This window comes from Marivirga tractuosa DSM 4126, from assembly GCF_000183425.1.
Classification (GTDB): Bacteria; Bacteroidota; Bacteroidia; order Cytophagales; family Cyclobacteriaceae; genus Marivirga; species Marivirga tractuosa.
Genome location: NC_014759.1, coordinates 1,910,452 through 1,937,439 on the forward strand (window position 1 = coordinate 1,910,452; position 26,988 = coordinate 1,937,439).

25 protein-coding genes and 1 tRNA gene are annotated in these 26,988 nt (G+C 35.0%); 12 read left to right on the plus strand and 14 right to left on the minus strand.

All coding sequences use genetic code 11. The features are described 5' to 3' along the window. Positions 1 to 87: 87 nt before the first annotated feature. Positions 88 to 1,149: a beta propeller repeat protein gene (locus tag FTRAC_RS07950; RefSeq protein ID WP_013453723.1), complete on the minus strand. Its 1,062-nt coding sequence runs from the start codon at positions 1,147 to 1,149 to the stop codon at positions 88 to 90. Further along, complete coding sequence (locus FTRAC_RS07955; protein WP_013453724.1) at positions 1,124 to 3,613, minus strand: AsmA family protein; 2,490 nt, start codon at positions 3,611 to 3,613, stop codon at positions 1,124 to 1,126. Before FTRAC_RS07955 ends, FTRAC_RS07950 begins: the two co-directional genes overlap by 26 nt. Positions 3,614 to 3,922: 309 nt before the next feature. On the opposite strand from FTRAC_RS07955, the gene FTRAC_RS07960 reads away from it, so the two are divergent. The 3 genes from FTRAC_RS07960 to FTRAC_RS07970 all read left to right on the plus strand — a co-directional run bounded on the left by FTRAC_RS07960 (position 3,923) and on the right by FTRAC_RS07970 (position 4,712). Then, positions 3,923 to 4,000: transfer RNA gene (locus tag FTRAC_RS07960), tRNA-Val, on the plus strand. A gap of 62 nt (positions 4,001 to 4,062) precedes the next feature. Beyond that, on the plus strand, positions 4,063 to 4,317 hold the full coding sequence (locus FTRAC_RS19595) for a GIY-YIG nuclease family protein (RefSeq protein ID WP_013453725.1): 255 nt from the start codon (positions 4,063 to 4,065) through the stop codon (positions 4,315 to 4,317). A gap of 140 nt (positions 4,318 to 4,457) precedes the next feature. Then, positions 4,458 to 4,712 (plus strand): GIY-YIG nuclease family protein, encoded by a 255-nt coding sequence (locus FTRAC_RS07970; protein ID WP_013453726.1) that lies wholly within the window; start codon positions 4,458 to 4,460, stop codon positions 4,710 to 4,712. Positions 4,713 to 4,945: 233 nt separating this feature from the next. On the opposite strand, the gene FTRAC_RS07975 is transcribed toward FTRAC_RS07970, so the two are convergent. Next, on the minus strand, positions 4,946 to 6,541 hold the full coding sequence (locus FTRAC_RS07975; protein ID WP_013453727.1) for a GMC oxidoreductase: 1,596 nt from the start codon (positions 6,539 to 6,541) through the stop codon (positions 4,946 to 4,948). Positions 6,542 to 6,754: 213 nt separating this feature from the next. On the opposite strand from FTRAC_RS07975, the gene FTRAC_RS07980 reads away from it, so the two are divergent. Next, a complete protein-coding gene (locus FTRAC_RS07980; protein ID WP_013453728.1) occupies positions 6,755 to 7,405 on the plus strand; it encodes a hypothetical protein in 651 nt (216 codons plus the stop codon). Positions 7,406 to 7,456: 51 nt separating this feature from the next. Then, complete coding sequence (locus tag FTRAC_RS07985; protein WP_013453729.1) at positions 7,457 to 8,365, plus strand: hypothetical protein; 909 nt, start codon at positions 7,457 to 7,459, stop codon at positions 8,363 to 8,365. 78 nt (positions 8,366 to 8,443) lie between these two features. Here the strand turns inward: FTRAC_RS07985 and FTRAC_RS07990 are convergent, their stop codons facing one another. Together FTRAC_RS07990 and FTRAC_RS07995 are read right to left on the minus strand one after the other, a co-directional pair. Beyond that, entirely contained in the window at positions 8,444 to 10,153 is a 1,710-nt protein-coding gene (locus tag FTRAC_RS07990; RefSeq protein WP_013453730.1) for a M3 family oligoendopeptidase, read from the minus strand. Positions 10,154 to 10,351: 198 nt separating this feature from the next. Further along, a complete protein-coding gene (locus FTRAC_RS07995) occupies positions 10,352 to 11,458 on the minus strand; it encodes a ferredoxin--NADP reductase (RefSeq protein WP_013453732.1) in 1,107 nt (368 codons plus the stop codon). 163 nt (positions 11,459 to 11,621) lie between these two features. Here FTRAC_RS07995 and FTRAC_RS08000 point away from each other — a divergent pair, with 163 nt between their 5' ends. Then, complete coding sequence (locus FTRAC_RS08000; RefSeq protein ID WP_013453733.1) at positions 11,622 to 12,107, plus strand: hypothetical protein; 486 nt, start codon at positions 11,622 to 11,624, stop codon at positions 12,105 to 12,107. Positions 12,108 to 12,328: 221 nt separating this feature from the next. Then, positions 12,329 to 13,093, plus strand: a complete 765-nt coding sequence (locus FTRAC_RS08005) for a tetratricopeptide repeat protein (protein ID WP_013453734.1) — start codon at positions 12,329 to 12,331, stop codon at positions 13,091 to 13,093. Positions 13,094 to 13,281: 188 nt separating this feature from the next. On the opposite strand, the gene FTRAC_RS08010 is transcribed toward FTRAC_RS08005, so the two are convergent. Then, positions 13,282 to 13,677: a TerB family tellurite resistance protein gene (locus FTRAC_RS08010; RefSeq protein WP_013453736.1), complete on the minus strand. Its 396-nt coding sequence runs from the start codon at positions 13,675 to 13,677 to the stop codon at positions 13,282 to 13,284. 366 nt (positions 13,678 to 14,043) lie between these two features. On the opposite strand from FTRAC_RS08010, the gene FTRAC_RS08015 reads away from it, so the two are divergent. Further along, on the plus strand, positions 14,044 to 15,258 hold the full coding sequence (locus FTRAC_RS08015; protein WP_013453737.1) for a bifunctional alpha/beta hydrolase/OsmC family protein: 1,215 nt from the start codon (positions 14,044 to 14,046) through the stop codon (positions 15,256 to 15,258). 140 nt (positions 15,259 to 15,398) lie between these two features. Continuing rightward, positions 15,399 to 17,186 carry a sodium:solute symporter family protein gene (locus tag FTRAC_RS08020; protein WP_013453738.1) on the plus strand — a complete coding sequence of 596 codons (1,788 nt, stop codon included), beginning with the start codon at positions 15,399 to 15,401 and terminating at the stop codon, positions 17,184 to 17,186. On the opposite strand, the gene FTRAC_RS08025 is transcribed toward FTRAC_RS08020, so the two are convergent. Then, the gene (locus FTRAC_RS08025) at positions 17,170 to 17,490 is read right to left on the minus strand and encodes a DUF962 domain-containing protein (protein ID WP_041649637.1); all 321 of its coding nucleotides are present in this window, start codon (positions 17,488 to 17,490) and stop codon (positions 17,170 to 17,172) included. The two genes, FTRAC_RS08020 and FTRAC_RS08025, sit on opposite strands and share 17 nt — an antisense overlap. A gap of 60 nt (positions 17,491 to 17,550) precedes the next feature. Further along, positions 17,551 to 17,913: a hypothetical protein gene (locus FTRAC_RS08030; protein WP_148230054.1), complete on the minus strand. Its 363-nt coding sequence runs from the start codon at positions 17,911 to 17,913 to the stop codon at positions 17,551 to 17,553. Positions 17,914 to 18,036: 123 nt separating this feature from the next. Between FTRAC_RS08030 and FTRAC_RS08035 the strand changes: the two genes are divergently transcribed. Continuing rightward, the gene (locus FTRAC_RS08035; protein WP_013453741.1) at positions 18,037 to 18,807 is read left to right on the plus strand and encodes a prohibitin family protein; all 771 of its coding nucleotides are present in this window, start codon (positions 18,037 to 18,039) and stop codon (positions 18,805 to 18,807) included. A gap of 57 nt (positions 18,808 to 18,864) precedes the next feature. On the opposite strand, the gene hemB is transcribed toward FTRAC_RS08035, so the two are convergent. Then, on the minus strand, positions 18,865 to 19,839 hold the full coding sequence (hemB, locus tag FTRAC_RS08040) for a porphobilinogen synthase (protein WP_013453742.1): 975 nt from the start codon (positions 19,837 to 19,839) through the stop codon (positions 18,865 to 18,867). A gap of 185 nt (positions 19,840 to 20,024) precedes the next feature. On the opposite strand from hemB, the gene FTRAC_RS08045 reads away from it, so the two are divergent. Beyond that, positions 20,025 to 20,831 carry a 5'-nucleotidase, lipoprotein e(P4) family gene (locus FTRAC_RS08045; protein ID WP_013453743.1) on the plus strand — a complete coding sequence of 269 codons (807 nt, stop codon included), beginning with the start codon at positions 20,025 to 20,027 and terminating at the stop codon, positions 20,829 to 20,831. A gap of 239 nt (positions 20,832 to 21,070) precedes the next feature. After that, positions 21,071 to 22,888, plus strand: a complete 1,818-nt coding sequence (locus tag FTRAC_RS08050) for an ATP-binding protein (RefSeq protein WP_013453744.1) — start codon at positions 21,071 to 21,073, stop codon at positions 22,886 to 22,888. Position 22,889: 1 nt separating this feature from the next. On the opposite strand, the gene FTRAC_RS19255 is transcribed toward FTRAC_RS08050, so the two are convergent. The 5 genes from FTRAC_RS19255 to FTRAC_RS08080 form a co-directional block, all read right to left on the minus strand. Beyond that, positions 22,890 to 24,335 (minus strand): GAF domain-containing protein, encoded by a 1,446-nt coding sequence (locus FTRAC_RS19255; protein WP_013453745.1) that lies wholly within the window; start codon positions 24,333 to 24,335, stop codon positions 22,890 to 22,892. A 295-nt stretch (positions 24,336 to 24,630) separates the two neighbouring features. Continuing rightward, on the minus strand, positions 24,631 to 24,984 hold the full coding sequence (locus tag FTRAC_RS08065) for a hypothetical protein (protein WP_013453746.1): 354 nt from the start codon (positions 24,982 to 24,984) through the stop codon (positions 24,631 to 24,633). A 198-nt stretch (positions 24,985 to 25,182) separates the two neighbouring features. Then, positions 25,183 to 25,506, minus strand: a complete 324-nt coding sequence (hpf, locus tag FTRAC_RS08070; RefSeq protein WP_013453747.1) for a ribosome hibernation-promoting factor, HPF/YfiA family — start codon at positions 25,504 to 25,506, stop codon at positions 25,183 to 25,185. Further along, the gene (locus tag FTRAC_RS08075) at positions 25,506 to 25,856 is read right to left on the minus strand and encodes a hypothetical protein (RefSeq protein ID WP_013453748.1); all 351 of its coding nucleotides are present in this window, start codon (positions 25,854 to 25,856) and stop codon (positions 25,506 to 25,508) included. The genes hpf and FTRAC_RS08075 overlap by 1 nt, the downstream gene beginning before the upstream one ends. Positions 25,857 to 26,315: 459 nt before the next feature. Further along, positions 26,316 to 26,816 (minus strand): Fur family transcriptional regulator, encoded by a 501-nt coding sequence (locus tag FTRAC_RS08080; protein WP_013453749.1) that lies wholly within the window; start codon positions 26,814 to 26,816, stop codon positions 26,316 to 26,318. Positions 26,817 to 26,988 lie beyond the last annotated feature (172 nt).

Consider the following 26,988-nt stretch of genomic DNA (forward strand, 5'->3'; position numbering starts at 1 on the left):
GAAACTTCGTTTCAATAAGGCAAGATACCTGCCTTCGCAGGTATCTATTGATTTTAACCAAAGGTTAAAATATCATATTCATGAAATCTATTCCAACTCCACCTTAAACATTTTGCCATTCCTGCCTGCCATTAAAGCTGTTCGGCCATCAATGAAGGTTGCTGTCCAGATATCTTCATCACTTAGGTTTTGCCACTTCTCTTGATCACCCAACCAAATCTCTGCTCCTTTTGGGCCACAAACTAACACGAAATCATTCTCTAAATAATTCGTAACTGTTAAACCATAAAAAGAACCGGAAGTCTGATGGTCAGGGAAAGCATTCCAGGTTTCTCCATTAGCTTCGGAAAAGTAAACATTTTCCAATTGTTGATCAGTAATGGCTAAGTCACCGCCCGTGATCCATAATTTATCATTTGATTTTTTAATGGCGGTCAGTCCTGCAAATTCACCTGTCATCATAGGAGTACTTTTCACTTCCCAACTTCTGCCGTAATCCTCGGTATAAAAAACTCTGGCACTTCCATTAGCTCCTGTGGCAATCCAAGCTTTTCCTTCCTCTCCCGTTAAAATATTGCTTCCGCTTGAGGCAAAACCGCCTTCACCTTTATTTGCAATGGGGGCAGTAGGGATTCGAGTCCAGCTTCGGCCAAAATCAGTGGTTTTGAGAATGTATGCTAATGAATCAATGGCATCTCCATAAACTAAACCTTGTCCGTTTCCCCAGAATTGTACTGCATCAATAAATCCTTGCTCATGTTCCATTTGAAAAACTTTTCTCCATCCTGATTCCTCATGAAAATAGAAGATTTGACTAAGTTTTCCTTCGCCTGCACTCAGCACAATAGCTTCTTTATCACTTATAGGATGAACATCGCGAAATTGAAGGCTATCGATTTCAGGATAAGTAAAAACTTTCCAGTCTTCGCCTGCATTGGTTGATTTCAGTAAGGTAGAATAAGTTCCACTTGCCCAAACTATGGAATCATTGAATGACTGCAAACCTATAATCAGCGCATCAGTTTTGGTATCAAGCTCTTTCAATTTAAAAGTCACTTTATTATTTCCACATGATGCAACAAAAAATACTGCAATTATCATTAAGCTAACGTTTGCTATTTTTTTACCAATCAAAATATTCTTCTTCATTTAATTCAACTTCTTTTTCTTCTTTCTCGGGGAGTTTTTCTCCTTTTAGGATTTTCTTAAAGGTCTTGCCTTCTTCTTTAATTCTTTCAGCCACAGATTGTAAAGAACGCTTTTTATCCCAGCTTACTTCAAAATCGTCTGTAGTGCCTATAATTCTCAAATAGAGATTGGAGTATTCCCCACTTTCTTCAATAGCTCCAAATGCTGCGTCACTATCCTGCTTTTTATAATTTTTTAAAGGTACTAATAATCTGTAACTAATCTCCTGACTAAAAGTATGCGTTCCTTGAATTAAAATATCAGATACATTCGATTGAATGGACATTTCAGGTAAATAAATCACTTTATTCTTGATTTCTATGGTGTTGCTCAATTCGCCAAAATTCAAATGTGTCAGTTCATCTTCCCGCACATAATCCGACAAACTCAGCATAGGCTCAAAATTGTTTAATTCTCCATTTTTAACTTTAGCATCAATAATTGCAGTAAAAGCATCCGATTGAAAATTTAACTTCTCATCCAGTAGAATAAAAGCCGCAACATCAGCATTTATCTTTCCTTTTAAATGGCGATCAGTCAAGAAATCCTGTTGGAAATTCTCGAAAGTATAAAATATACTATCCACATTCATCCCATCGAAATTTGCCTTAGTATTGATGCGAATCTCATTTCTCTTTTCGGCATTCACTTCTCCGCTCAAGGTCATTTTCCCACCATTGCTTTCCATTTCTAATTGTGAAGCTTCCAGAATTTGATTGGACAATTTGATATTACCCGCTATTTGCCTTCCCTCGAATCGTTTAAATTCCAATTTTGAAATATGAGAAGTTAAATCCAACTGCAATTTTGGGCTTAGAGCAAATTTAAAGGACTCTTCCTGCTTTTCGATTGAGTTTTCATCATTGGACAAACCAGACAATAATTCATTTAGATTGATGTTTTCGCTTATCGTTTCGGCTTCAATTAATAGCGACTGGTTATCCTTCAAGAAATAAGGAATAATATTGAGGAAAAAGCCGCTCAGTTCAATATCCGATTCCCCGATTTTACCCTGTAAATGATTAATAGCAATATCATTTTTATTAAACATCAACCTTCCATTCACATCTTTAATTGGCAGTGGATAATCCACATAAACACCACTCAAATTAGTCAAAATAATCTCACCTGAGTTATTGATTCTTGAAGCAGTAGAAGCTTGCTTAAAATCATCCAAATAGCCTGCTAAGCTGATATCAAAATCAACCAAGCCTTCCAGCTTAGAGTATTTTTTGTGATTCGGAAAGAAAGTAAATAAATCCTTCGTTGAAATTTGTCCTGCCGTTGAAAGATTAATGAGATAATTTTCAAAATCTTTAATACCCAAATCAGCCGTGAAAGTCTTGCCTTTTAAATTTCCTATCAATTCTTTCAATACCAATTGGGAGGTTTTAAGGCTTTGCCTTGCACCATTACTGAAATTGCCGTGAAAGCTCAAATCTAGAAATCTGGTATTGTATTCAGGCTGAAATAGTGAAGCATTCTCCACACTAAAATTAAAATTGATTTCTGGGCTTTCTGTGGATGTCAGCTTTCCAATCAAACTTCCTTCGAACTGAGCATTACCAGTGCTTTCATATTCCGATAATTGCTTTCTATAATTATTAGGCAATAAAGAAATAAGGGTAGTGAAATCAGATTCTATACCATTGACCTGAATATCCATATAACTGCTTAGGATTTCATAATTTCCGGAAACCTCAAATTCATTATTTGACAGTAGCAATTCCGAAGGTAAGATATCAACGGTTTCTGCACCTTGAGTGTAATTAAGTTTAGCCTTGACGGTCAGATTTTTATTTTCAAAATAGCTGTACTCTCCAATTTTAATCGCTTTGGAATCAATTTTTCCATCAGCAATAATATGGTAAAGATCTCCCACCTTATTTAAGCTTGCCTTCAATTCTTCTGCATATTGCAAATAAGTTTGCTTTAATGCTTCATCCACATAATTGACTTGCACAGCTTGAATCTGAATATTCTTCAAATTGAAATTGACCGATTGATTAGATGATTCACCTGAACTTTTGATGATATCATAATTTCTCTCTCCTGTTCTAGTAGTGCGAATAGTCACCTCTCCCCTTTTCAGTATAATTTTCTCAAAAGAATAATCTCCTTTCAGAAAATCTAAGGTGTTAAAGGACAAAGCAAGCTCCTCTAACTTAGCTAAAGGAAGACTGCTTCTCTCCAGTGATTCTTCAATGAAAACATCCTGAAAGCGAAGTGAGATATTAGGAAAATCAGTCCACCAATTGATATCAATAGCCCCAACTTCCACAGGCGTTTGAATCGATTTATTAACTTCAGATAGAATTTTATCAATCAGTTGGTCTTGATTGTAATACAAATAAGCCGACCCGCCCGCAAAAAGCAGGATAAAAAATAAAAAAAGATAAAGAATAAACTTTCTGATGCGTTTCAAAGTATTGCTTTTGATTGATGAACGAAATTTGTGAATAAGGGGTATAAATCCAAATTATTTTTTTTAAGGATATAAACAATTGATTTTCAACTCTATAAACAAAGGAGTGAAAAAAAGTTAAATTATTTTACAAAATCAATTTGTAAATATAAAAAGCAGTACTACATTTGCATTCCCAAAAGACAACAAAAGGTTGTTAAAAATTAAAAAAAGGGAAATATAGCTCAGTTGGTTTAGAGCATCCCGACTCACAAAGTCGGGAGAGTCAAAGGTTCGAATCCGAACTATCAACTGGTTTTTGATATAAATGGGGATATAGCTCAGTTGGTTTAGAGCACCTGCCTTACAAGCAGGGGGTCGTAGGTTCGAATCCTACTATCCCCACCAATAACCTAAAAAGCCTTTTGATTAATTTCAAAAGGCTTTTTGCATTTATAAACTCAACCAATATGTGCAATTTCTACATCCTTTTCTCCCCATCTCTCAACAAAGACTATTACGGACACACCTGTGATGAGCTTTCCGAAAGAATAAGAAAACACAATTCCAACCACAAAGGCTTCACTGGTAAAACTGATGATTGGGAACTCGCCTATAATGAAGAATACCCTACCAAATCAGATGCACAAAATCGAGAACTTCAAGTTAAAAATTGGAAAAACAGAAAAAGAATTGAAACTCTTATCAATAAATCAGAGATATAGCTCAGTTGGTTTTGAGCATCCCGTAATGCAATGTCGGGAGGGTCGTAGGTTCGAATCCTACTATCCCCACCACAAACAAAGCCTTTAGATTGATTTCGGGAGGCTTTTTTACATTTATAGCATTTATAAACTCAACCAATATGTGCAATTTCTACATCCTTTTCTCCCCATTCCTCGACAAATACTATTTCGGCCACAATTGCGATGAACTTTCCGAACGAATCAGAAAACATAACTCCAATCACAAAGGCTTTACAGGGAAAACAGATGACTGGGAACTAGTCTACCAAGAAGAATACCCTATAAAAACAGATGCCCAGAATCGAGAACTTCAAGTCAAGAATTGGAAGGACAGGAAACGAGTTCAGGCTCTCATCAATAAATCAGGGATATAGCTCACTTGGTTTTGACCCTCCCGACATGCAATGTCGGGAGGGTCGTAGGTTCGAAAGCCTTTAGCTTCGTGAGGGGAAGTGTGGCATGGATGTGGGAATGAACAATCCAACTATCCCCACCACCTAAAAGAGTTACAGACAGAAAGTTTGTAACCCTTTTTTTATTTATCTACTTTTATTGAGGTGTTAAGTTTTCTACTTATTATATCTGATAAAACACCTATAAACCAATTTTATCCCTTCTCAAAATCAGCTTGTATACTTGACTTTTCCGGCACCTGGTTCATTGCATGCTCTGCAATAGCGGTAATAGACAATGAAGGGTTAACTCCCGGGTTGGCCGATATCATGGAGCCATCTATGACCATCATATTTTTATAGCCAAAAACATTGTTATTCCTATCAATCACTCCTTTTTCAGCGTCTTCCCCCATCACAGCACCACCCAAAATATGTGCTGTTGACGGAATTCCTGCCAGCGTTTCCAGAGAGAAAGCAGTGGCATTCCCATTAATGATTTTTGCATAATCTTTAGTTAACTGAGCAGATTCCGGGATGTCCGGACTCGGTGGTTTTCCATTTCCCACTTTCGAAACCATATTGCCAAGCCATCCTCTTTTAAAGTTAATGGTGCTATCAACAGATTGCATAAATAACAAAATCACCGTTCGTTTTGACCAGCTGTTGAGCCAGTAGGTTCTGAAATAACGGACAGGCGACTTAAACATATTCACAAAGGTGTTTCCTATCCTTTTAAAAATAGTGTTCCCCTGTGACATGGGTAAATGCAGCAACTTCCAAAAGCCTGAGCCTTCAGAATAGCGACAAATCTCAAGATGTGTATTTTCATCAGTATGCAAAATACTGCCGATAGCCACTCCTTTAGACACATTAATATTTTTCTTCAGACTGGATACGCTGATCAGTGTTTCATTATTGGTTCGTATTTCTTCACCCGTTTTATCAGAAAGGAGTGGCAAGGAGCCTTTTTTCTTCAGTTTTAACAATAATTTTACGGTACCCATTACCCCACCTGAGAAAATCACTCCATTTGCAGTAAGAGATTTTTTTGTTTTAAAAAACTTTGTACTGGATTGAAGCTGAACATGATAACCATTTGACCCTTCTTTATTGTCGATTGGCTTCACATCAATTACTTCCTGTTCGGCTAATATTTCAGCGCCTTCTTGCTGGGCAAGATGTAAATAATTTTTATCCAATGTGTTCTTTGCGTCATATCGACAGCCCGTCATACAGCCCCCGCAAAAAGTGCAGCCTGTCCTTTTAGGACCTTTACCACCAAAGTATGGGTCTTCTACCTCTACCCCTGGCTTACCAAAATATACAGCCACTTTAGTAGCTTCAAATTGACTGCTGATATTTCGCTCTTCAGCCAGCTTTTGAAGGGCAAGATCACCGTCAAATAACTCTGGGTTTTCTGCAGCCCCCAACATTTTATGGGCTATTGCATAATAGGGCTTTAAGTCTGTTTCCCAATCCCTTAAACTAGCCCATGAACCCGTTTTATAAAAGGCGGCTTTAGGCACAGGTAATGTATTGGCATAAACAAGGGAACCGCCTCCTACACCAGCACCCGAGAGAATGGCTACATGCCTGAAAACTGTGAGCTTCATAATACCGAAAAAACGCAGCGATGGCAACCATAACCACTTGCGTAAATTCCAGTTGGTTTTGGCAAAATCTTTTGACTGGTACCACTTTCCTTTTTCGACCACAAGAACCTTATATCCTTTTTGTGAAAGTCTTAATGCACTAACCGAGCCCCCAAACCCACTGCCAATTACAATGTAATCGTAATCAAACTTCATAACGTTGAATTAAAGCAAATAAGTGATTGTTTTAGATATATAGATTAAATATATAGAAAATAATGATGGCGTAAGTTGTTTATGGATAATTGGTAGAATTGATTTTATAACACCTACAATCCATTATCTCTTAAATCCTGAATTTCTTCTGAATGCTAGAATTGCTCAAAACCCTTACCTCCATTATCAGTTACTGTAATCATAAATAAATCTATGGTAACCATCTCATTAATAAATTACTCTCAAAATAAATACTGGGCATTTAAACAAATGCAATTACTTCCTCCTCATCTTGCTAAAATCAAGGGTTGTGAATTTGTAAAGCTATTGGGTACAGGAAGCGGATTTGGATTTAGCTTATGGCCTGATTTTTCTACCTATGCTTTGTTGATGAAGTGGAAGGATGAGAATCAAGCTGAAGATTTCTTTCAGAATTCAAATGAATTCAATGAGCTAAAAAGTAAATCCAACTCCATAGAAACACATTATTTAGAGTCTCTGGGTGCGCATGGTAGCTGGTATGGAGAAAATCCATTTCCTGAAAAAGGAACTTACAATGGTGGTCAGATTGCCGTTATCACCAGAGCAAGAATTAACATCCATAAACTTCCACGGTTTTGGCAATTTGTACCAAAAGCCAGTAAGGCCATTGAAAATGCAAAAGGCTTAATTACTACGAAAGGGATTGGTGAATGGCCATTAATAGAACAAGCTACTTTCAGTATTTGGGAAAATGAACAAGCTATGAAAGAATATGCTTATGCCGATACTCACAAAGAAATCATTGGCAAGGTGAAAAAAGAGAATTGGTATAAAGAGGAACTATTTAGTCGTTTTAATTACATTAAGAGCATTAATCACTAACAGCTCATTCTTTAATCCGTAAGCAATAAGTAAACACCAAATTTCAAAATCATGAAAAATCTTCTACTCCTTCCGTTTTTATTAATTTTATTCCATGCCTGTGCACAAAAAGCTGACAAGCCTTCATATGAAAAAGTCAATCTTAAGCTTAATGAGCAGTTTGGAGACTATTGGTATCAGGGAAAGGCAGAGTTGACCTCCTACGATTTGGAGCAAGTCCGATATGGAGAAAAAAGAGAAGGTGAAGCAGTACTAATTTTTGTAACTGAGGATTTCTCAAAAAGCAAGCAAGTGAAGCTGGACAATCTAAAAGAGGTAGGGGATGATGCTGAAAAAGTATTGAAACTTAATTTCACTAAAAAATTCAATACGGGGATTTATCCATATTCTATAATGACCTCTATATTTTCACCTGTTTACCCTGAAAATGATTTACATGCGAGAAAAATCACCACATCGGTTCAGGAATGGTGCGGGCATGTTTTTATGCAGCTCAACAATAAGAGAAAAGATTATGATTTACTAGTTCGCTCATACTTTGAAAGTGAAGGAGATATGGAAATGAAACTTGATAAAGTTTGGATGGAGGATGAGCTGTGGACTTTATTGCGTTTAGATCCCAATCAAATTCCTGAAGGGGAAATTCAACTCTTCCCTTCCACTCAGTATTTGCGTTTAAAACATAAAGAATTGAAGGCTTATGCCGCTAACGTCAGCATCAATAGAAATGATGATTTAAACGAACTTAAAATTGAAATTCCTGAACTGGAGCGTGATTTATCTATTTTCTATAAAAATCAACATCCTTACAAAATAGAAAAGTGGGAAGAAACTTATCCTGAAAATGGAGACATGATGACCACTACAGCCACTCTAAAAGAAAGAATTATGTTGGATTATTGGAATAGAAATAATGTGAAGGATAGCACTTATAGAGAGGAGTTGAAGCTTGGATTTTAGATTTAAGTTTCAAGGGTAATAAATAAAAAAGGAAAGCTCGATTGGGCTTTCCTTTTTAAAAATAAATTTTATCAGTTTTTAAAGCTTCTCCATCTCTTCTTTTACAAAGCTCATCAATTCGCTGATGTTCTTTTTGCTGAAATCAAATTTGATATCTGCAGCTTCGTAAACTTCAGGAATAGATTTGGTATACCCCATTTTCAGAGCTTTCATATAGGATTCCAATCCTTTTTTGGGGTCTGTTTTATAGTTTTTCCAGACTGCCACTGCACCTAATTGTGCCATTCCATATTCGATGTAATAAAAAGGCACTTCATATAAATGCAATTGCTTCTGCCATAGATTATCCTTGAATTTCTCCAAGCCTGACCAATCTGTTATGGAATCTGAAAAATCATCCAAAATTTCATTCCAAGCTCTGGTTCTTTCGGCTACCGTATGCTCAGGATTTTCATAAATCCAATGCTGAAATTTGTCAATTGTAGCTACCCAAGGAAGTGTTTCAATAATTCCTTCCAAATGCTCGGTTTTAGCCCTTTTTAAATCCTCCTCATTATCGAAAAAGATATCCCAATAATCAAGTGTAATCAACTCCATACTCATGGAAGCCAATTCCGCTACTTCAGATGGCGGGTTTTTGAAATCATTCAATTCCAACTCATTCATTAGGAAAGAATGCACGGCATGTCCACCTTCATGTAATAGCGTTACCATATCACGCAAAGTGGAAGTCGCATTCATAAAGATAAAAGGAACTCCCGTTTCGGAAAGAGGATAATTGTAACCGCCTGGCGATTTCCCTTTTCTGGAATCCAAGTCCAGATGTTTCATTTCCACCATCTTTACAAGGCAATCGCCTAAAAATGGATCTAATTCATTGAATACTTTAATTGTTTTATCAGTTAAATCATCCGCTCCGTTAAAGGGCATTAAAGCTTCTTTACCTGAAATATCAACTGCTTTATCCCAAGGTCTTAATTTATCTAATCCTAACTTACTCTTTCTGTCCTTTGCTATTTCATTCAAAAAAGGCACTACCTCTGTTTTAACAGATTCATGAAAATCAAAACAATCCTGAGGCGAATAGTCAAAACGACCCATAGATGCGAACATAAAATCTCGGTAATTTTCGAATCCGGCATTTTTTGCCACTTTGGTTCTTAGCTGAATCAGTTCAGTAAAAAGGTTATCCAGCTTATCTTTATCGGCTAACCTTCTGGAAGATATTTTACGATAGATTTCTTCCCTTAATTTCCTATCGATGGATTGTAACATTACAGCTGCTTGTTGCAAGGTCATTTCCTTGCCATCATGCTCAATATCCATAGCCCCGGAAATAGAGCCGTATTTTTGAGAGAGACTTGCAATCTCGGTTTCCAGTGGAATGTTTTCTTCTCTGAAGATCTTCACATCCTTCTCCATTTCCCGAATCATGATGTCATAGCCGTCTTTCTCTTTAACTGAAGCTAAGTAAGGAGATGCCAAAGCCTTCCGGTTCAGTTTATCACTATAAGGGGCAATATGTGGCTGGATATTACGAACAAAATCTTCGAAAGAGGCCGCTAATTTTTCATCCGAAGTGTCACATGTCATTTTAATATAACGCCAAGCCATATCTTCTGAAACTACTGCTTCTAGCTCACTTAAATTGGCAAACCAATTTTCTAAATCCAGTGCGGAATTAATTTCTTCCTCCAATAATTTATCAAAATAAGGCTTTAAAGTCTCCCAATCTTTTACTTTAAAATCTTTAGGTAAAAATTGTCTTTCTTTTATTTCGAATTCCATGATATGTATATTTTAGTTCTAACTATCTTCCAGATATTCTTATTCATTCATAATTTTAATGTATAAGATTTCCGAAATGAGTGCACCAATCACTTTATGGTTTGTGAAGAAACAAACCATGGCGAACAGAGCAGGTATAAATAAAAAAAGAGGATTAAAAATCCTCTTTTATGTTTACTTATATAATACCGAAATGTTTTATCCGATTTCTATTTTCACATCAGCAGAGGTAGGATGACCTACACAGTTTAAGACAAAGCCTTCGTCCTTTTCTGCATCAGATAAGCCTTCGTCTTCTTCCATACGAACTGTTCCAGATAATAATTTGCCTCTACAAGCGGTGCATAATCCACTTTGACAAGAGAATGGTAAGTCAATATCTAAGTCTAAGGCAGTTTCTAGTATCGATTTATCCGATGGCACAGGGAATTTATATTCTTCTCCATCAAATAAAATGGTTACTTCATATTCTTGACCTTCAGCAGTTTCTCCAGTTTTCTTTTCCGCTTTATCGATAGTTCCTTGAACGAAGCTTTCTTTAAAAACATTGGCTTTATCAACCCCGAAATTCTCTAGGTATTGCTCCACATTTTTCATCATTCCTTCCGGACCACACATTAAATATTGTGTTTGATCATTTCCCCAATTTGGAATTCTATCCAATATTTTCTGAAGCATTTCCTCATTCAATAAACCAGACTCGCCTTGCCAATTGATAGGTGCATCATCCAGCACATGAATTACGTGCATTCTGCCTTCATATTCATCTTCCAGTTTATCGAATTCACTTTTAAAGATTACAGATTCCAGGTTTCTGTTAGCGTAAATCAAAGAAATAATGCTGTCTGGCTCTGCATGCAAAATGGATTTTGAAATCCCCATCATGGGTGTAATTCCACTCCCACCAGCAAACATTATTAAATGACGCTTCTTATTGGCATCAACTGTAGTGGTGAAATTTCCCATAGGTTCCAACACCTGAATTTTATCACCAGCTTTAAGGTTGTCGTTCAAATGATTGGACATTTTACCATTCTCTACTCTTTTTACGGTAACCGCAGGGTATTCATCCACTAAAGGAGAGGTGCATAAGGAATAAGCTCTTCTCACGCTTTCACCGTTGATGTCTGTGATGAGTGTCAAAAATTGACCTGCTGTATAGCTCAATTCCCATTCAGGTTTTTCAAATTCAATCACAATAGCATCAGCTGTTGCATTGATAACTTGACGAACCGTCAGTTCCTTATATCTCTTTGATTTTTTATCTTCTTTATTTTCTTTCTTTTTGAAAAAATTAAACGCCATGCTTTTTAAATTTTTATTTGAGATAACTCAATGTTTCCATAATAGTTAAGCAAAATTAACAAGCTTTAACAATTTTCACTTATTAATTCCAAAAATGCTTCAAAATTCATTACAATAATAAACTTTTCAGCCCACCAGATAGTTACAAAAAGAAAATATAATTATGGCAAGACCCAACATTAAACTCATAAAAGCAATTAGAACTGCTGCAATAAAGATTCAAGAGGGCACTCATTACCAATGGGGACATATGGGCGGTTGTAATTGCGGGCATTTAGCACAAGAACTAACTCCTTACAGCAAAAGAGAAATTCATGAATACGCCATGAGAAAATCCGGTGATTGGACCGATCAAGTAGAAGATTATTGTGGCACTACTGAAATGCCAATGGATGAAATTATATCTAGCATGATGGATTCAGGCTTAGAAAGAAAAGATATGATTGATCTGGAAAGATTAAAAAATCAAGAGGTTAGAAGATTTATGGGCGAAAGAGGTATGAAACTCTATCACAACAGTAAAGAAGATGTGGTGAATTATATGCTGGCTTGGGCTGATTTGCTAGAAGAGAAATTATTAAATAAAATTAACCTACCAGCAGATATAGGAGAATTTGACTCCATTTATGAAAACCAATTAACTCAATAGTTGATTGGTTTTAGTCCAGTTCTTAAAAAGTTAATAATGATCATCCAAGTCAAAAGAAACTATTCAAGTAGTTGTCTTAATGAGATAATTGAATCCATTGTTCCATTAATTTCTACTTCCCAAGAGTAAATCCTCCATCTCCATACTCAACAATACTAGATTTCATTCGTTATCCGAGCAAAATATCTATTCATCATTTTTAGAAGAAAATTGCTTATAGCATGAGATTCAATAAAATCACATTTTTTATATCAATACTTTTTGTTTCGACCAACCTATTTTCCCAATCCAAGCTTGAGAAAGCAGAACAATACTTTGATAATAGACATGAAACAATACAAAATGGAAAAGCCAATCGTAAGAATATTGATGAAGCAATAAGTCTTTTTCAGGAAGTGGATTCAGAACCAGAAAAAACAATTGGGTTGCTGAAAAGCTACGAGTTTAAAGCCTCTTGGACTAATGTTCCGGAAAATGAGAAAAGATCACTCTACAAAAAAGCCATAGATTTGGCCGAAAAAAAGTCAAGAGAGTTTCCAAAAAACGGAGCTATTGCGTACTGGTATGCAGCTAATTATGCTCGCTGGGCAGATTTAATTGATATTACAGAAGCTGCACAAGAAGGTGTACTAGATGAAATTAAAAAATTAGCCGAAAAAGCTATTGAATTAGATGAAAAATATAATCAAGCAGGTGCATTAAGACTATTAGGAGGCATGCATCTTGAAGTTCCCAATATCCCTTTAATTTTAAGTTGGCCTTCCAATGCGCAAGCAAAAAAGATATTACGCAAAGCCTATAGAATTGCCCCTCAGCATCCTGCTAACGTATATTTATATGCCAAAATGCTACATATCACTAAAACTAGTACAAGATCTAAAAAGGTATTTGAAGAATTGATAAAGAAAGAACCTAGAAGTGAATATTTTCTAGTTGATCAAAAATACATACAAAAGGGAAGGGAGTACTTCGAAGAGAATTTTTGAGAATTATACTACAATGAATTTTTCGTCACAATATATCTATAAGCAACAATCGCCTTTTCCAATTTACTAAGTTTCGTCAAATCTTTTTTAGCTAAACTGGGCAATATAATTTTATTAATTTTCGCCAGAATTTTAAAGAATGATTTTTTCATAAAAAAACAAAAAGCCCCAAAAAGGGGCATTTTTTTTTATCTAGTAGAATATTTTCTTAATCTTCTTTTCAATTCTTCTCTATCGCTTGTAATACTTGGGTCACTATAAATACTTTTTGATAACTCTGCTACAGATTTCTTTTTATACCCTAACTTTTGAGCGATTTCTTGGCAGAAAACAATCTCACTTTTATATACTTTCCCATCAATTTTCATTAATTGAATGATATTATATAAATATTCAAATCTTTGATCTTCTGATAAACTATCCAAATTTTTGATTGGCTCCGGGTTTTTAATCATCTGATAAATTTCATCCTCTGAAACTCCATTAGCCTTACCAATTTTTTCAATCAAGTTCGCTTCTTTATCTGCCAGCTCATTATCAATTGTGGCTAATTTAATTAAAATTTTTAGCTGTTCTTTTAACATGGTTTGAATTTTAGACTTTTAAGTTTTAGTATCTTCTATGGTATTAAATATGCAATAGAGGTCAATAAATAATGACTATTAGCATACAATTCTTTCATTAACGCATCTAAAGTTAATAATACTTTTGAAAAATCACATTTTTTTATCGGCTAATGTAATTATTCAATACTTTTTTAAGTAAAATTAAAATGTCAGCCTTCTGTCATTAAGTTTATTTCAATTATCTATTTGGCTGGAATTTCCTAAATTGAGATTATTACGCTAGTCCGACTTAATATAATGGTATTAAGATTAATGTTTCAAGCTACGAAATTTAGCGACATCCTATTCGATTTATAATAAATAAGACTGTAAAAGTGGTTTAACATGAAAAAGGAAAAAATAAATTTTGAAGGATCAATGGGAGATCAATTAGCTGCTGAAATTCATTTTCCCGCTGATGATCACGCTCATAACTTTGTAATTTTTGCACATTGCTTTACATGCAATAAAAATCTTAACGCAGTAAAAAATATAATTCTTGGTATGACCAAAAAAGGTTTTGCAGTATTAAGTTTTGATTTTACTGGATTAGGGCAAAGCCAAGGCGACTTCTCAGACACCAATTTTTCTTCTAATATAGAAGACCTTATTAAAGCAGCAGAATATTTAGAGAAAAAATATCAAGCAGCAACTATGCTTGTTGGCCATTCTTTAGGCGGGGCAGCAGTATTAATGGCAGCGGCTAAAATTGATTCAATTTCATCAGTAGCTACTATTGGGGCTCCCTCTCAACCAGATCATGTACTGCACTTAATAGAAGATGGAAAGGAAGAAATCAAAAGAAAAGGTGAGGCAGAAGTGAGTATCGGTGGAAGACCTTTTAAAATAAAAAAGCAATTCCTAGACGATCTTCAAGACAAAGACAATCTAAAAAAGATAGAAGATTTAAGGAAGTCACTTTTAATTCTACATTCTCCGCAGGATAATACTGTGGACATTTCAAATGCGGCCGCTATTTATGAAAAAGCACATCACCCAAAGAGCTTCATTTCATTAGATGGTGCAGATCATTTGCTAAGCAATAAAGATGATTCCTTATATGCTGGTGAAGTAATTGCAACCTGGGCAGCCCGATATGTTCATAAGCCGAAGCAGCAACAAATCTCTACAAATTCGCAAACTGTTGCATTCATAGGGGATAAAGATCAAAAATATACTACTCAGATAGTGGCTGAAGGTCATCATTTAGTAGCAGATGAACCTGAAAATGTTGGCGGAAACAATTTCGGCACTTCCCCCTATGGATTATTGACTTCAGCTTTGGCTGCTTGCACTGCCATTACAATGCGGATGTACGCCAACAGAAAAGAATGGGATGTGGATGAAATTTTGGTTCATGTGGATCAGGAGCAAAGATATGATGAGGACAGTGAAGATTGTGAATCAGACAATAGCAAAATCACATTCTTTGACAGAACTATTGAAATCAAGGGGGCATTGGATGAGAAACAAAGAAAACGGTTAATAGAAATAGCTAATAAATGCCCAGTCCACAAAACTCTGGAAAGTAAAATTAAAGTAGAAACGAAGGAGAGATAAGGAGATGGAAGTTATAAGACGGAAGCTTGTCAATACCTAAATAGCATTGACCTTTTTGAAAAAAAATCAGTTCTGACCCTCTTAAGTCATGTGAAGCTAAAATTCTTTTCTATCTTCAAGCAAATTTTTATGGCTTCACTATGATTTTAAATACCATTGACTGGGTTATTCTTTTTGGTTTTTTATTAATTTCCTTAGGAATAGGTTTTTGGACTTCCAGAAAAAATAAAAGTGCCTCTGAATTTTTTGCAGCTGGAGGTAAAATGCCCTGGTGGCTTTTGGGTGTTTCCATGGTCGCAACCACATTTTCAACCGACACCCCAAATCTTGTAACTGATATTGTTCGTCAAAATGGTGTGTCGGGAAACTGGGCATGGTGGGCTTTTCTTCTGACTGGGATGTTGACGGTTTTCGTTTATGCTGGGCTCTGGAAAAAATCAGGAGTGTTGACTGATGTTGAATTCTATGAATTAAGATATTCGGGCAAAGCCGCTAGATTCTTAAGAGGCTTCAGGGCGATTTATTTAGGATTTCTTTTTAATGTAATGATTATGGCTTCGGTAAGTTTGGCCGCTATCAAGATAGGAGGTGTTTTATTGGGGCTCAGCCCAGTGGAAACCGTGGTCATTGCAGGAGTTATAACGGTAATCTATAGCAGTCTGGGCGGATTAAGAGGTGTTTTATTTACAGATTTCCTGCAGTTTTTTCTTTCTTTAGGTGGCGCTTTTGTAGCTGCATACGTAGCCTTGAATCATCCTAAGGTAGGGGGATTGGATAATTTATTAGTACATGAAAATGTAGTGGATAAATTATCTTTTTTTCCTTCATTCTCAAATCCAGAAATGTGGGTCATGCTTTTGATCATTCCACTTTTGGTACAATGGTGGAGCACATGGTATCCGGGGGCTGAGCCAGGTGGTGGTGGCTACATTGCACAACGAATGTTTGCAGCAAAAAATGCCGATCATTCTATAAAAGCCGTCTTATTTTTCAACGTTGCTCACTATGCAATCAGGCCATGGCCCTGGATTATTGTTGCACTTTGTTCGATCATTGTTTTTCCCGATTTAGATAGTTTTGCAAAAGCTTTCCCAGCAGTAAACTCAGGAGTTGCTACTCATGATATGGGCTATCCTGCTATGCTAACTTTTATTCCTGCCGGATTATTAGGACTGGTAGTCACTTCATTAGTAGCTGCCTACATGAGCACCATTTCCACTCACTTGAATTGGGGTTCTTCTTATTTGGTGAATGATGTCTACAAAAGATTCATCAATCCTACAGCTTCAGAAGGCAAGCAGGTTTTATTAGGACGATTATTAACTGTTGTATTAATGATTTTCAGTATGCTGATGGCTCTAGTTTTAGAAAATGCCTTGCAAACTTTTGAAATACTATTGCAAATCGGAGCTGGTACTGGTTTGATTTTTATTCTCCGCTGGTTCTGGTGGAGAGTAAATGCTATTAGTGAAATAGTTGCTATGGTGGTCAGTTTCTTAATTGCCCTATATTTTGCTTTTGCAACCCATCCTTTTGGCTTCGAAGAACTATTATCTTGGCAGAAATTAATCATAGGCGTAAGTATCACAACAATAAGTTGGGTAACGGCTAGTTTTCTTACACAAAAAACTGCTGATGAACAATTAGCAAATTTCCTCAACAAAGTAAATCCCGGAGGCCCGGGCTGGAAGAAAATTATAGCAAGATTATCAACCAAAGGATTAATTCAGCATAAAGCTCAAAAATGGAAAGTCCCGACAGGAATTATTTGTATGATAGCGGGAAGTATGGGCGTTTACGGCTTACTATTTAGCACTGGATTATTTATTTATGGCGAGCTATTAGAAGCGAGTGGTTTATTACTTTTTAGTGTATTTTGTGGATATGTGATTTTTAAATTGTACCCAAAAATTATCGCTGAGGATTAATGGGTTGCTTCCCTATTAAAATCTGGAAAAACATTTTAAAATCAGAAGCTAAACTCCAAAGTGGATAAGTGAAAGTAGCGGGCTTGTTTTGCTCGAAAAAGAAATGACCAACCCAAGCAAATCCGTATCCTACAACTGGGATCAAGGCTAAGCCCCAATAGGTTTGAGTAATTAAAGCCCAAGCTAAAACACCAAACAATAAAGCGGTACCTGTAAAATGCAATTTCCTACAAGTAGGGTCTTGGTGTTCGGTTAAGTAGTATGGATAAAACTCTTTAAAGCTTTTATATTTTCTTTCAGCCATGACCTTAAAATTTGTTAACAAATTAATCAAAAAGGACAAGATTCGAAAATTAGTAAGTCTTTAATCCTTTTTGAATTTATTTTTATTTACAAATTTTCCTTGTGGCTTTTTTACCTTTCTATAAAATATAAAGGAAAGCGTAAGTAAAAATACTATTACAAGCTCAATTTCTAAATTTTCCAATTTAATCATTTCGTAACTATATGCTAAATAGAATAAGCAAAGTGCCATTGCAACCAAAATGCCTGCCCCAGATTTTTCGTATTTAAATCTTCTCTTTGCAAGCTTAGGTTCAACGGAATTTAATAAAACAATATCATCAACCTCCTTAATTATACTTGCAATCTGCTTTTCGTGCAGACCCTTTTCTTCTAACTCTGTCCTAATTTGATTAAAAGGAAAATCCTCAAATACTACTTTCATGGCATAATTCGCTTCTAATTCTAATTTTCCTTGTTCACTCATCATTTCTGTACAATATAACAGACCAAATACTTAACACATTGGTATAATTATTGGTTGTAAATGGAAAAAAACTAGAAAACCATGAAAAATCTAATGATCCCCTTAGTTGCACTACTAATTTGCAGTTGTACTGTTGTCCGTCAAGGTGAAGTTGGCGTAAAACGAAAACTTGGCAAAATCGACCCTGATGTATATTATGCTGGTCTTTACGGAATAAACCCATTTTTTACGAAGATGATCAAAACCCCTACAAGAACCGAGAACCTTGAACTAAATCTTAGCCTGCCCAGTAAAGAAGGTTTAAGCATTCAGTCCGAAATATCCATCCTTTATCGAATAAAAGAGGATATGGCTCCTTTAATAATTGAAGATATTGGTCAAAACTATGTTAGAAATGCCATACTGCCTGTTTTCAGATCAGCTTCCTCTGATATTTCCGCCAATTTTATGGCCAAGGATATGCATTCGGGAAAAAGAAAGCAGATAGAAACGGAAATTAAAGAAAGAATGACTGAAGTATTAAGTCCGCGAGGATTCATCATAGAGGAAGTTTTAATGAAAAGCATTGAACTCCCACGTGAATTATCAGCTGCCATAGAACGGAAATTACAAGCGGAGCAAGAATCTATGAGCATGGATTTTATTTTAGAAATTGAAAGGAAAGAAGCAGAAAGAAGAAGAATTGAAGCAGAAGGCAACAGAGATGCTCAGAAAATTTTAGCTGAAGGCTTAAATGATGCCATTATTCAATTAAGAAGTATTGAAGCTTTTAAAGAACTTTCAAAAAGCCCCAATGCTAAAGTAATTATTACTGACGGCAAAACACCTTTATTGATCCCAGGTGATAATTAAAAAGAGGTCCTAAGATTAGTCTGAAAATTTTCTTAGGACCCATTCCCATTTATCAATTTATTTATTCAATATTTGAGCCGCCTCTTTAGCAAAATAGCTTAAAATCACATCTGCTCCAGCTCTTTTGATGCTCAATAAACTTTCCATCATGGTGGCTTCTCCATTTAACCAGCCCTTTTCTGCAGCTGCTTTTATCATGCTATATTCACCACTCACATTATAGGCAGCAATTGGCAATTCATTATTCTCTTTCAACAAATGAATGACGTCCAAATAAGCCAAAGCGGGCTTCACCATTAAAAAATCAGCTCCTTCTTGGGCATCCAACTCCGCCTCAATTAAAGCTTCATATTTATTGGCAGGGTTCATCTGATAGGTTTTTTTATCCCCTGATTTAGGAGCTGAATCCAAAGCATCGCGAAAAGGACCATAAAAAGCAGAAGCATATTTGGCACAATAACTCATAATGGAGGTATTCTCAAATCCATTTTCGTCTAAAACATCACGGATATATTCCACTCTGCCATCCATCATATCAGAAGGGCCAATAATATCAATCCCAGTTTCTGCTTGAGCTAAAGCCATATCAGCCAAAACATCCAAAGTTTCATCATTGAGAATATTGCCGTTTTCATCTACTATTCCATCATGCCCGTCACTGCTGTATGGATCCATAGCTACATCCGTCATGATGCAAGCTTCCGGAAATTTGGCTTTAATTTCTTTTAAGGCTTTCAAATAGAAAAAACTCTCATCTGCACTTTTAGTAGCCATTTTATCTTTATGCTTTTCCTCCACCACTGGGAAAACATCAAAAGCTTTAATGCCTAATTTCATGCATTCCTCGATTTCTTTTAACATTAAATCTACTGTGAATCGATAAATGCCAGGCATGCTGTCTACTTCGACTTTCTTATTTTTTCCCTCCAATAAAAAAAGGGGAAAGATAAAATCTTTGGTAGTTAAAGTGGTTTCCTCCACCATTTCACGGATGGCTGCTGATTTGCGATTTCTTCTCGGGCGTATTAACATCAATATTACTTTTTCTTAGCTCAAAGTTAAGCTTTTATGAAATGGAAATTGGAATCAGATTTAAAAAATCATAAGATCATAGATAATTTTACATTTTGATAAAAATAAAAATTACGAGATGACGGATTGTTTCAATTTACCGAATTACCTTCTACTTTTGCAAAAGTTCTAAAATACAAAATAATATGCGTTCATTAATCTTCATCATCTCTATTTTAACCATTAGTGCTTGCCAACAAATTTCTAATGAACCCCCCTTAAGTCCTGAAGAAAAACTTTCCATGCAACTAGGTAATGCTACAGTTTGGTTTCAGCAATCAGCAGAAATGGAAGCTTCTTTTTTACAAGCTTATGACAAAGGAAAAATGCTTTTAAAAATTAAAATGGACACTCTTAAAGATTCTGAATTAAAGCCTGCGGTAATCTTAGATTTAGATGAAACTGTTTTGGATAATAGTCCATTTGAGGCGAGATTATTTTTAGAAGGTGAAAATTATAGTTCTGAGAGCTGGGAAAATTGGTGCAAAGAAGCGCAAGCAGATGCATTACCAGGTGCTGTAGATTTCCTTAACTATGCTGATAGTCTAGGATTGAAAATATTTTATATTTCCAATAGAAAAATTGGTGTATTCGAGCCTACATTAAAGAATTTGCAAACGCTGAAATTACCTCAAGCTGAAAAGGATCATCTTTTATTACGCACTTCGAAAAGTGATAAAACAGAGAGAAGGGAAACGGTAAAAGCTGACCATCAAATCATATTATATGTGGGCGATAATTTGACAGATTACAGTCAAAAATTTGCAGAAAGAGATTCAGCATTAGGGAAAGATTTAGTTAAAAAACATCAAAAAGAACTATCGCATAATTTTATTATGCTTCCTAATCCGATGTATGGGGAATGGGAATCTGCCGTTTACGGAAATGATTTTTCCAAAGCAGCAGAGGAAAAATTAGAGTTGAGAAGAAAAATTTTAAGTAGAAAACGATAATTACAGTTTTAAAAAGGCCTAGTAAAAGAATTAGGTTGAAATTTATAGAAATACTGTTATCTGGTTTGAATTTGATCAGCATCAGATCACAGTTTTTCTTTATTTAATATAATATCTCTCAGGTTGCTAATTTATTAAAAGTATAATAGGACAAATCTATCACCAAATTCCATTCATACATAGAATAAGTTTCATCAAGTTAAGTAATTTTCATATTTTGTATAAATTTTTTTACATACATGAAAATTCATAGTACTTTAATTATATTTCTTTCTTCTCTTTTTGCTATACAAAATTATGCGATCGCTCAAAATGAAAATTGGGAAGAAGCCCTTAACAAGAAAAGTGCAACACTCAATCTTCATTGGTATGTCTCGCAACCATTTGTTTATGAAGATAATTCTGGAAATCTGACAGGCTTGGAAGTAGAAATTTTCCAAGAGTTTAAGAAGTATATTAAAACAACCCATCAAGTAGATGTAAATCTAAATTGGATCGAATCAAAAAGCTTTGGCAATATTTTAACAGATATTAAAAACTCAAAAGAACCAAACTGTTTTGGAGTATCGGCCTTTTCCATAACTAAGGAAAGAAAGGAAATAATCAAATTCACACAAGCTTATTTATCCGATGTGGCGGTTTTGGTATCAAGTGAAGGGACTCCAATAGTTCGAACGCTTGAGGAAATCAACAATCTTATGAGTGAAATGACTGCTGTTACGATTGAAGGAACAACCTATGAAAAATTCCTAAATAATTTAGAAGAACAGTTTAGTCTTGATTTTAAGACGATGTACATCAAAAGCGATGAAAACATATTGGATGCCATAAGTCAGGCCGAGAACCGCTTTGGGTTTATTGATCTTCCAATTTACTTAATGCTTATCAAAAACGGGGGTAATTTGACAAGGCAAAATTTCTTTACTGTTAAGGGCAAAGGTTATGCCTTTATAATGCCAAAATCAAGTAGTTGGGATACTGTCTTTAATGAGTTTCTAGATGATCCTAAAAGTAAAGCAAAGTTGGCCGATATCGCAGCCAAGTATTTGGGGTTAGAACTGTATAAATTCATGGAAGGAATATATGAAGAAGAGAATCTGAGGGCGTCAATCTTAACCAAAGAAAAAGAAATACAATTAGAGCAGTTAAAGAATACAAATCTTCTTTTAGAGAAAGAAAAGAACTCACAGCTAACTTACATCATCATTGCCATTGTTACTACAATTCTACTTACCATCATATTCTTAATGTTTTACAGAGAGCAAAGAGCTTCCAAAATGCTAAGCCGTAAAAACAAGCAGATCGAACTACAGCAACATAGTATCCAACATAAAAACGAGCAATTGTACAACAGAAATTTGCAGCTTACAAGCCTAAATGAGGAAAAGAATAATCTGGTCAAAATTCTGGCTCATGATTTAAGATCACCTATTAACCAAATCACTGGCTTACTGGATATTTTAAAATTGAGCCATAAATCCTTAAGTGATGAGGAAGAAAAAATAATTTTTCAAGCAAAGGATTCAGCTCAAAGACTAAACCAAATGATTTCTAAAATATTGGATTTTGATGCGCTAGAAGGCAATCGTATGAAAGTAATGCCAGAAAAAATGGAAGTTAAAGAGCTTTTCAATACCGTGGAAAAAGAACTAAAAGTTGCTGCAGATAAAAAAAACACTAGCATACAGTATCAATACAATGTCAATTTTCGGTTCGAATCTGACCACCTATTCCTTACTCAAATTTTAGAAAACATAATTGTAAATGCTATTAAATTTTCAAATGCTGGTAGCGAGATAATTGTAAGAGCTGAAAAACTAAAAAGTAAAATCGTTTTTTCTGTCACAGATCAGGGTCCAGGTTTAACCGACACTGATAAGTCACTTATTTTTAAGAAATTTCAGAAACTAAGTGCACAACCCACGGCTGGTGAAAATTCTACTGGTTTGGGTTTATCCATTGTTAAAAAGTATGTGGACCTATTGAATGGTGAGGTCTGGGTTGAATCCGAAGAAGGACGAGGAAGTACTTTCTACGTAGCACTTCCTGTCAAATAAATTATTTCATTTCTGCTAACTGCTTCTTCAGTTCCTCATTTTCTTTTTGTGAATTTGCCAACATTTTTTCGTAGTCTTTTTGAGTCCTTTGCATTTCTTCCTGAGTGGCAGATAATTCCTCCATATTTTGCCTCATTTCCTCTTCCTGAGCTCTCATCTCCTCTGTTTGTTGTTGAGATTGCTGGTAAAGTTCAGTTGTTTTCTGATTTACTTTTGCTGTATTTAATGCTACAGCTATACTCTCACCTGCTTTTTCTAGAAAATCTTTCTCAAAGTCTTTTAAAACTCTGAAACTGGCAAGCTCAATTATACCTTCAATTGTAGCGTCCCTCTTAACAGGAGTAATCACAATTGATCTTGGATTAGCATCTCCTAAACCTGATTTAATATTGATATAATTTTCGGGGACTTCAGTTAAATAAATACTATCTTTTTCTTGATAGGATTGCCCCACTAAGCCTTCACCTGGCTGAATCCTTTTATTCAGCTTCTTTCTTCTGTCATAAGCATAACAACCTTCCAACTCCAAGAAAACATCATCGCCCTCTTCCATCACTATAAAAAAGCCTCCTTGATTGAGCTTCATATATTTTACCAAAAACTCAATTACTTCGTAGGTTAAATCTTTTAAGTTACTACCATTATCTCTTATTATATTGGATAGTTCTGCTAATCCTTTGTTTGTGAAGCGTTCTTGTTCTTCTCTAATTGAACTTTTCTTCAAGCTCTCTTTCATTTCCATCAAAGCACCGCTTAAAGGATCCTCTTCGTTTAAATCAAAGTCTTTCTCATAATTATTATTAGCAATTTCTCTAGCAAACATTATATTGATTTTAGTAATCTCAGCTTGCTCCTCACTTTCAACTAGTTTTTGAAAAAGAATTTTCGAGCGAGAACGGCTATTGATAGAGTATGCCCCGGCAATAATAACTGCAACCACAACTAAGCCTACATGAAACAGAAAAGTTTGGAAATCCATATAATCCAACTGTGTGAAATATATCGACTGATAAGATTCATTATCATTGACAAATCCTAGATATTGAATATATGCAAAAGCGGCATGGTGAATGGCAATAAAAAGGGTTGCGGGCAAAAACACTTTATAATTTTGGTAAGCCATTAAAACGATTATAGCAACAAAAGCAGTAAAATGCATCTCAAACAAACCATGCATTTGGTAGATAAATTGCGCCATAAAAATACCTAACACTAGACTTCCTATATAATGATGAGCATATCTACCTTTAAGTAAAAATTTTATCCCAAAATATAAAATTAATGATAAAGATCCCACTCCAAGCCCTACCAACCAGGTATCATAGAAGAATGCTAAAAACAAGCCAAATAAATAGTAGCCACCAATTGTAAATTCTGTTACCCTATCTGCCTTTCTATATATTTCGTCAAAATAAGGCCTAAATTTCTTTTTAGAAATAGCTGTCATAAACGTAAAAAGTTAAAAAATTTATCAATTCTTGTATTTGTATTACCATTGGCAGGCAATTCACATCCATATGCAATAGTGGCCAATTCAGGAAAAACTGGAGCATCCTTACCTTTAACCATTGCAGAAAGAGCTAAACTAGCGAATTTTGTATTTTGAGTGGTACAAAACCTTGCTTTATTATAATTACCGCTAAAATAAATTCTATGATTTTTGATTAAAACCGCTTGTGGTGTGCTATAGACGCCTAGTTGCGCTGCGATTTCCCCTGTTTGATCTAAATGAATATCAATACCTAAATCATATTTTTTTCGGAATTTATTGATTTCACTTTCTTTTTATCAATTGTTTCCAAGACAGCTAAAAACTTAACTTCTGATTCAAATTGAATTACAAGATTCTGAAATTCTTTGATGTTAAACCTTGAACAAGGACAATCAAAATTGTAGAAATGAATGAAAATTTGATCATTTTCTTGTAGATTCAAAGAGGAAAGTAATTCATTGGAGATGGAGTCGCCACTTTGAACATTAGAATAATTGGCGGGTACAGGTGTAGGTCTGGAAAATTGCCACTCCTGCTGCCAAAAAATTAATCCTATTCCAGCAAGGATTGAGATGGTCAATAAACTCGCAAAAATTATTCTCATTTGAAACTCCCCTATAATCTAATAAACAAATGCTTTTATCTCAAAATTGTTCAAATAAAAACGAAATAAATAGATTGTTGGATTTCCGAAGAGTTCAAATAATTTGAATTAAAGAAATAGCATAAAAAAACTGCCGCGATATAATGAAACAAGTATTCATGTAATCATGACAGTTTAAATATAGAATTATATTGATTCTTAATATTTATCTGGTCGGTTCTGTTGTCTATCCTTCACCTTTTCTTTTGCTTTTCTCACATGCCTTTTCGCCACTTCATAGCAGTCTTGCGCAGCAGAAACAAAACTATCGCCTTGTCCAGATACGAAAATATCGTTTCCTGGCAGAAACACCTTCGCATCTACTGTTTTCTCGCCATTCTCATCATTTGCATTAGATTTTAAATACAAATCAATGCCGACAATTTGATCATTATATTTTGAAAGTTTATTGAACATCTCACGCATGTGATCATTCAATTCTTGGCTTATGTTGAAATCTACGGGTTCTAAAGTTATATTCATTATGATAAGTTATTTTGGTATAAATCTGAAGTTTCAATGGTCTCTGCAATTTGGCGTAAATCTGGTAGCATATTGAACACCTGCTGGTGACCAGTTTCAGCTTCTTGATTATAGCGCGCATTTCGAAAAGCCACTAAGGGTTCAAGATTTATCTCACCTGGCAGCTTTTGATTATTAGACAACTCCCTAGCCGCTTGACCAATTTCTTGAAGATATTCGAAGACCGTTTCTTTAACTGGCTCATTTCGTCTAAAATCTTCATAGGTCATGCCATCCGTTTGGGCATTCACCTGAGCTATATTATCTACTATTCTGTTTAAATGTTGAATTGTTTCTTGTAATTGCATCATGCTATATTAAGCGATTAAAAGACGGATTTGTTGCGGTTATTTTAAATTAAGGTGATTGTAGGCTGTTTAACTCAGGCTTTTCCTAAAACCATAAGGTCGTTCCTATGGAACTTATTGTACAGGTTAGCTAAGGATTACCATATGAACGTCCCTCTGGGACTTTTCAAAATAGGGTAAACACTATTTCCTTCGTTCTTTTTAATTACATGACCATTCGAAATCCAATCCATTGTCTTTTCTATTACTTTCATAGCCCTGTAGGGGCTATCTTATGGTAACATCATGCAAAACCAATTTACTAAACTCCGTAGGAGTGACCTTATTATTGATCTGTTGACAAATAATCATTTGAATGGAAAAGAAGTGCAAAAAATGAGACTTATCTGAATCAGAAGATAATGTAAGGGTAGATAATTTTACGTATCCCAAAACTCACTTAAAAACCACCATAACTTAAAATCAACCCTTAACCACCTCTTTTCTTTTCAAATTTTCACAGTTTTCGATAGTGCAATCTCCATAAAAAACTAAAGAATGGTTTTTAATATCTGAGCCTAATGATTTTCCAACCCGTTTTTTAATATCTTCTATGCTAGGATCTAAAAATTCTTTGATTTTTAGACAATTATTACAAACCAAGTGATCATGATGTTCATAGGTAAGTGCTGGTTCATAAAGTGCATTTTTATCTTTGAAATTATGCTTCACTACTAAACCACATTCTACCAATAAATCAATAGAATTATAAACTGTAGCACGAGAAATTGTATATTCCTTATTCCGCATTCTCAAGAAAAGGGTTTCTACATCGATATGCTCATCTTGAGGCAAATAGTATAGTTCTTCCAAAACCGAATAACGTTCTGCTGTTTTTCTTAAGTGTTGGTCATTCAAATATTCATCTAATATATTTTTTGCGCGCTGCAAAATTTCCTTCATCACCGGCTTAGACATCGACATCTTTCAATCTATTTATTTTTAAAGACTAAGTTAAGTTTTGAATGTGAAGTTTGAAATATCATAGCTGGTTTTTATTAAAGTTTAAAGACATTCTAAACAAGAATTCTTGAATTAACCTATAGGATATTTACAAAAGTTCACAAAATTAACTAGATTAACGAATGATTAATCT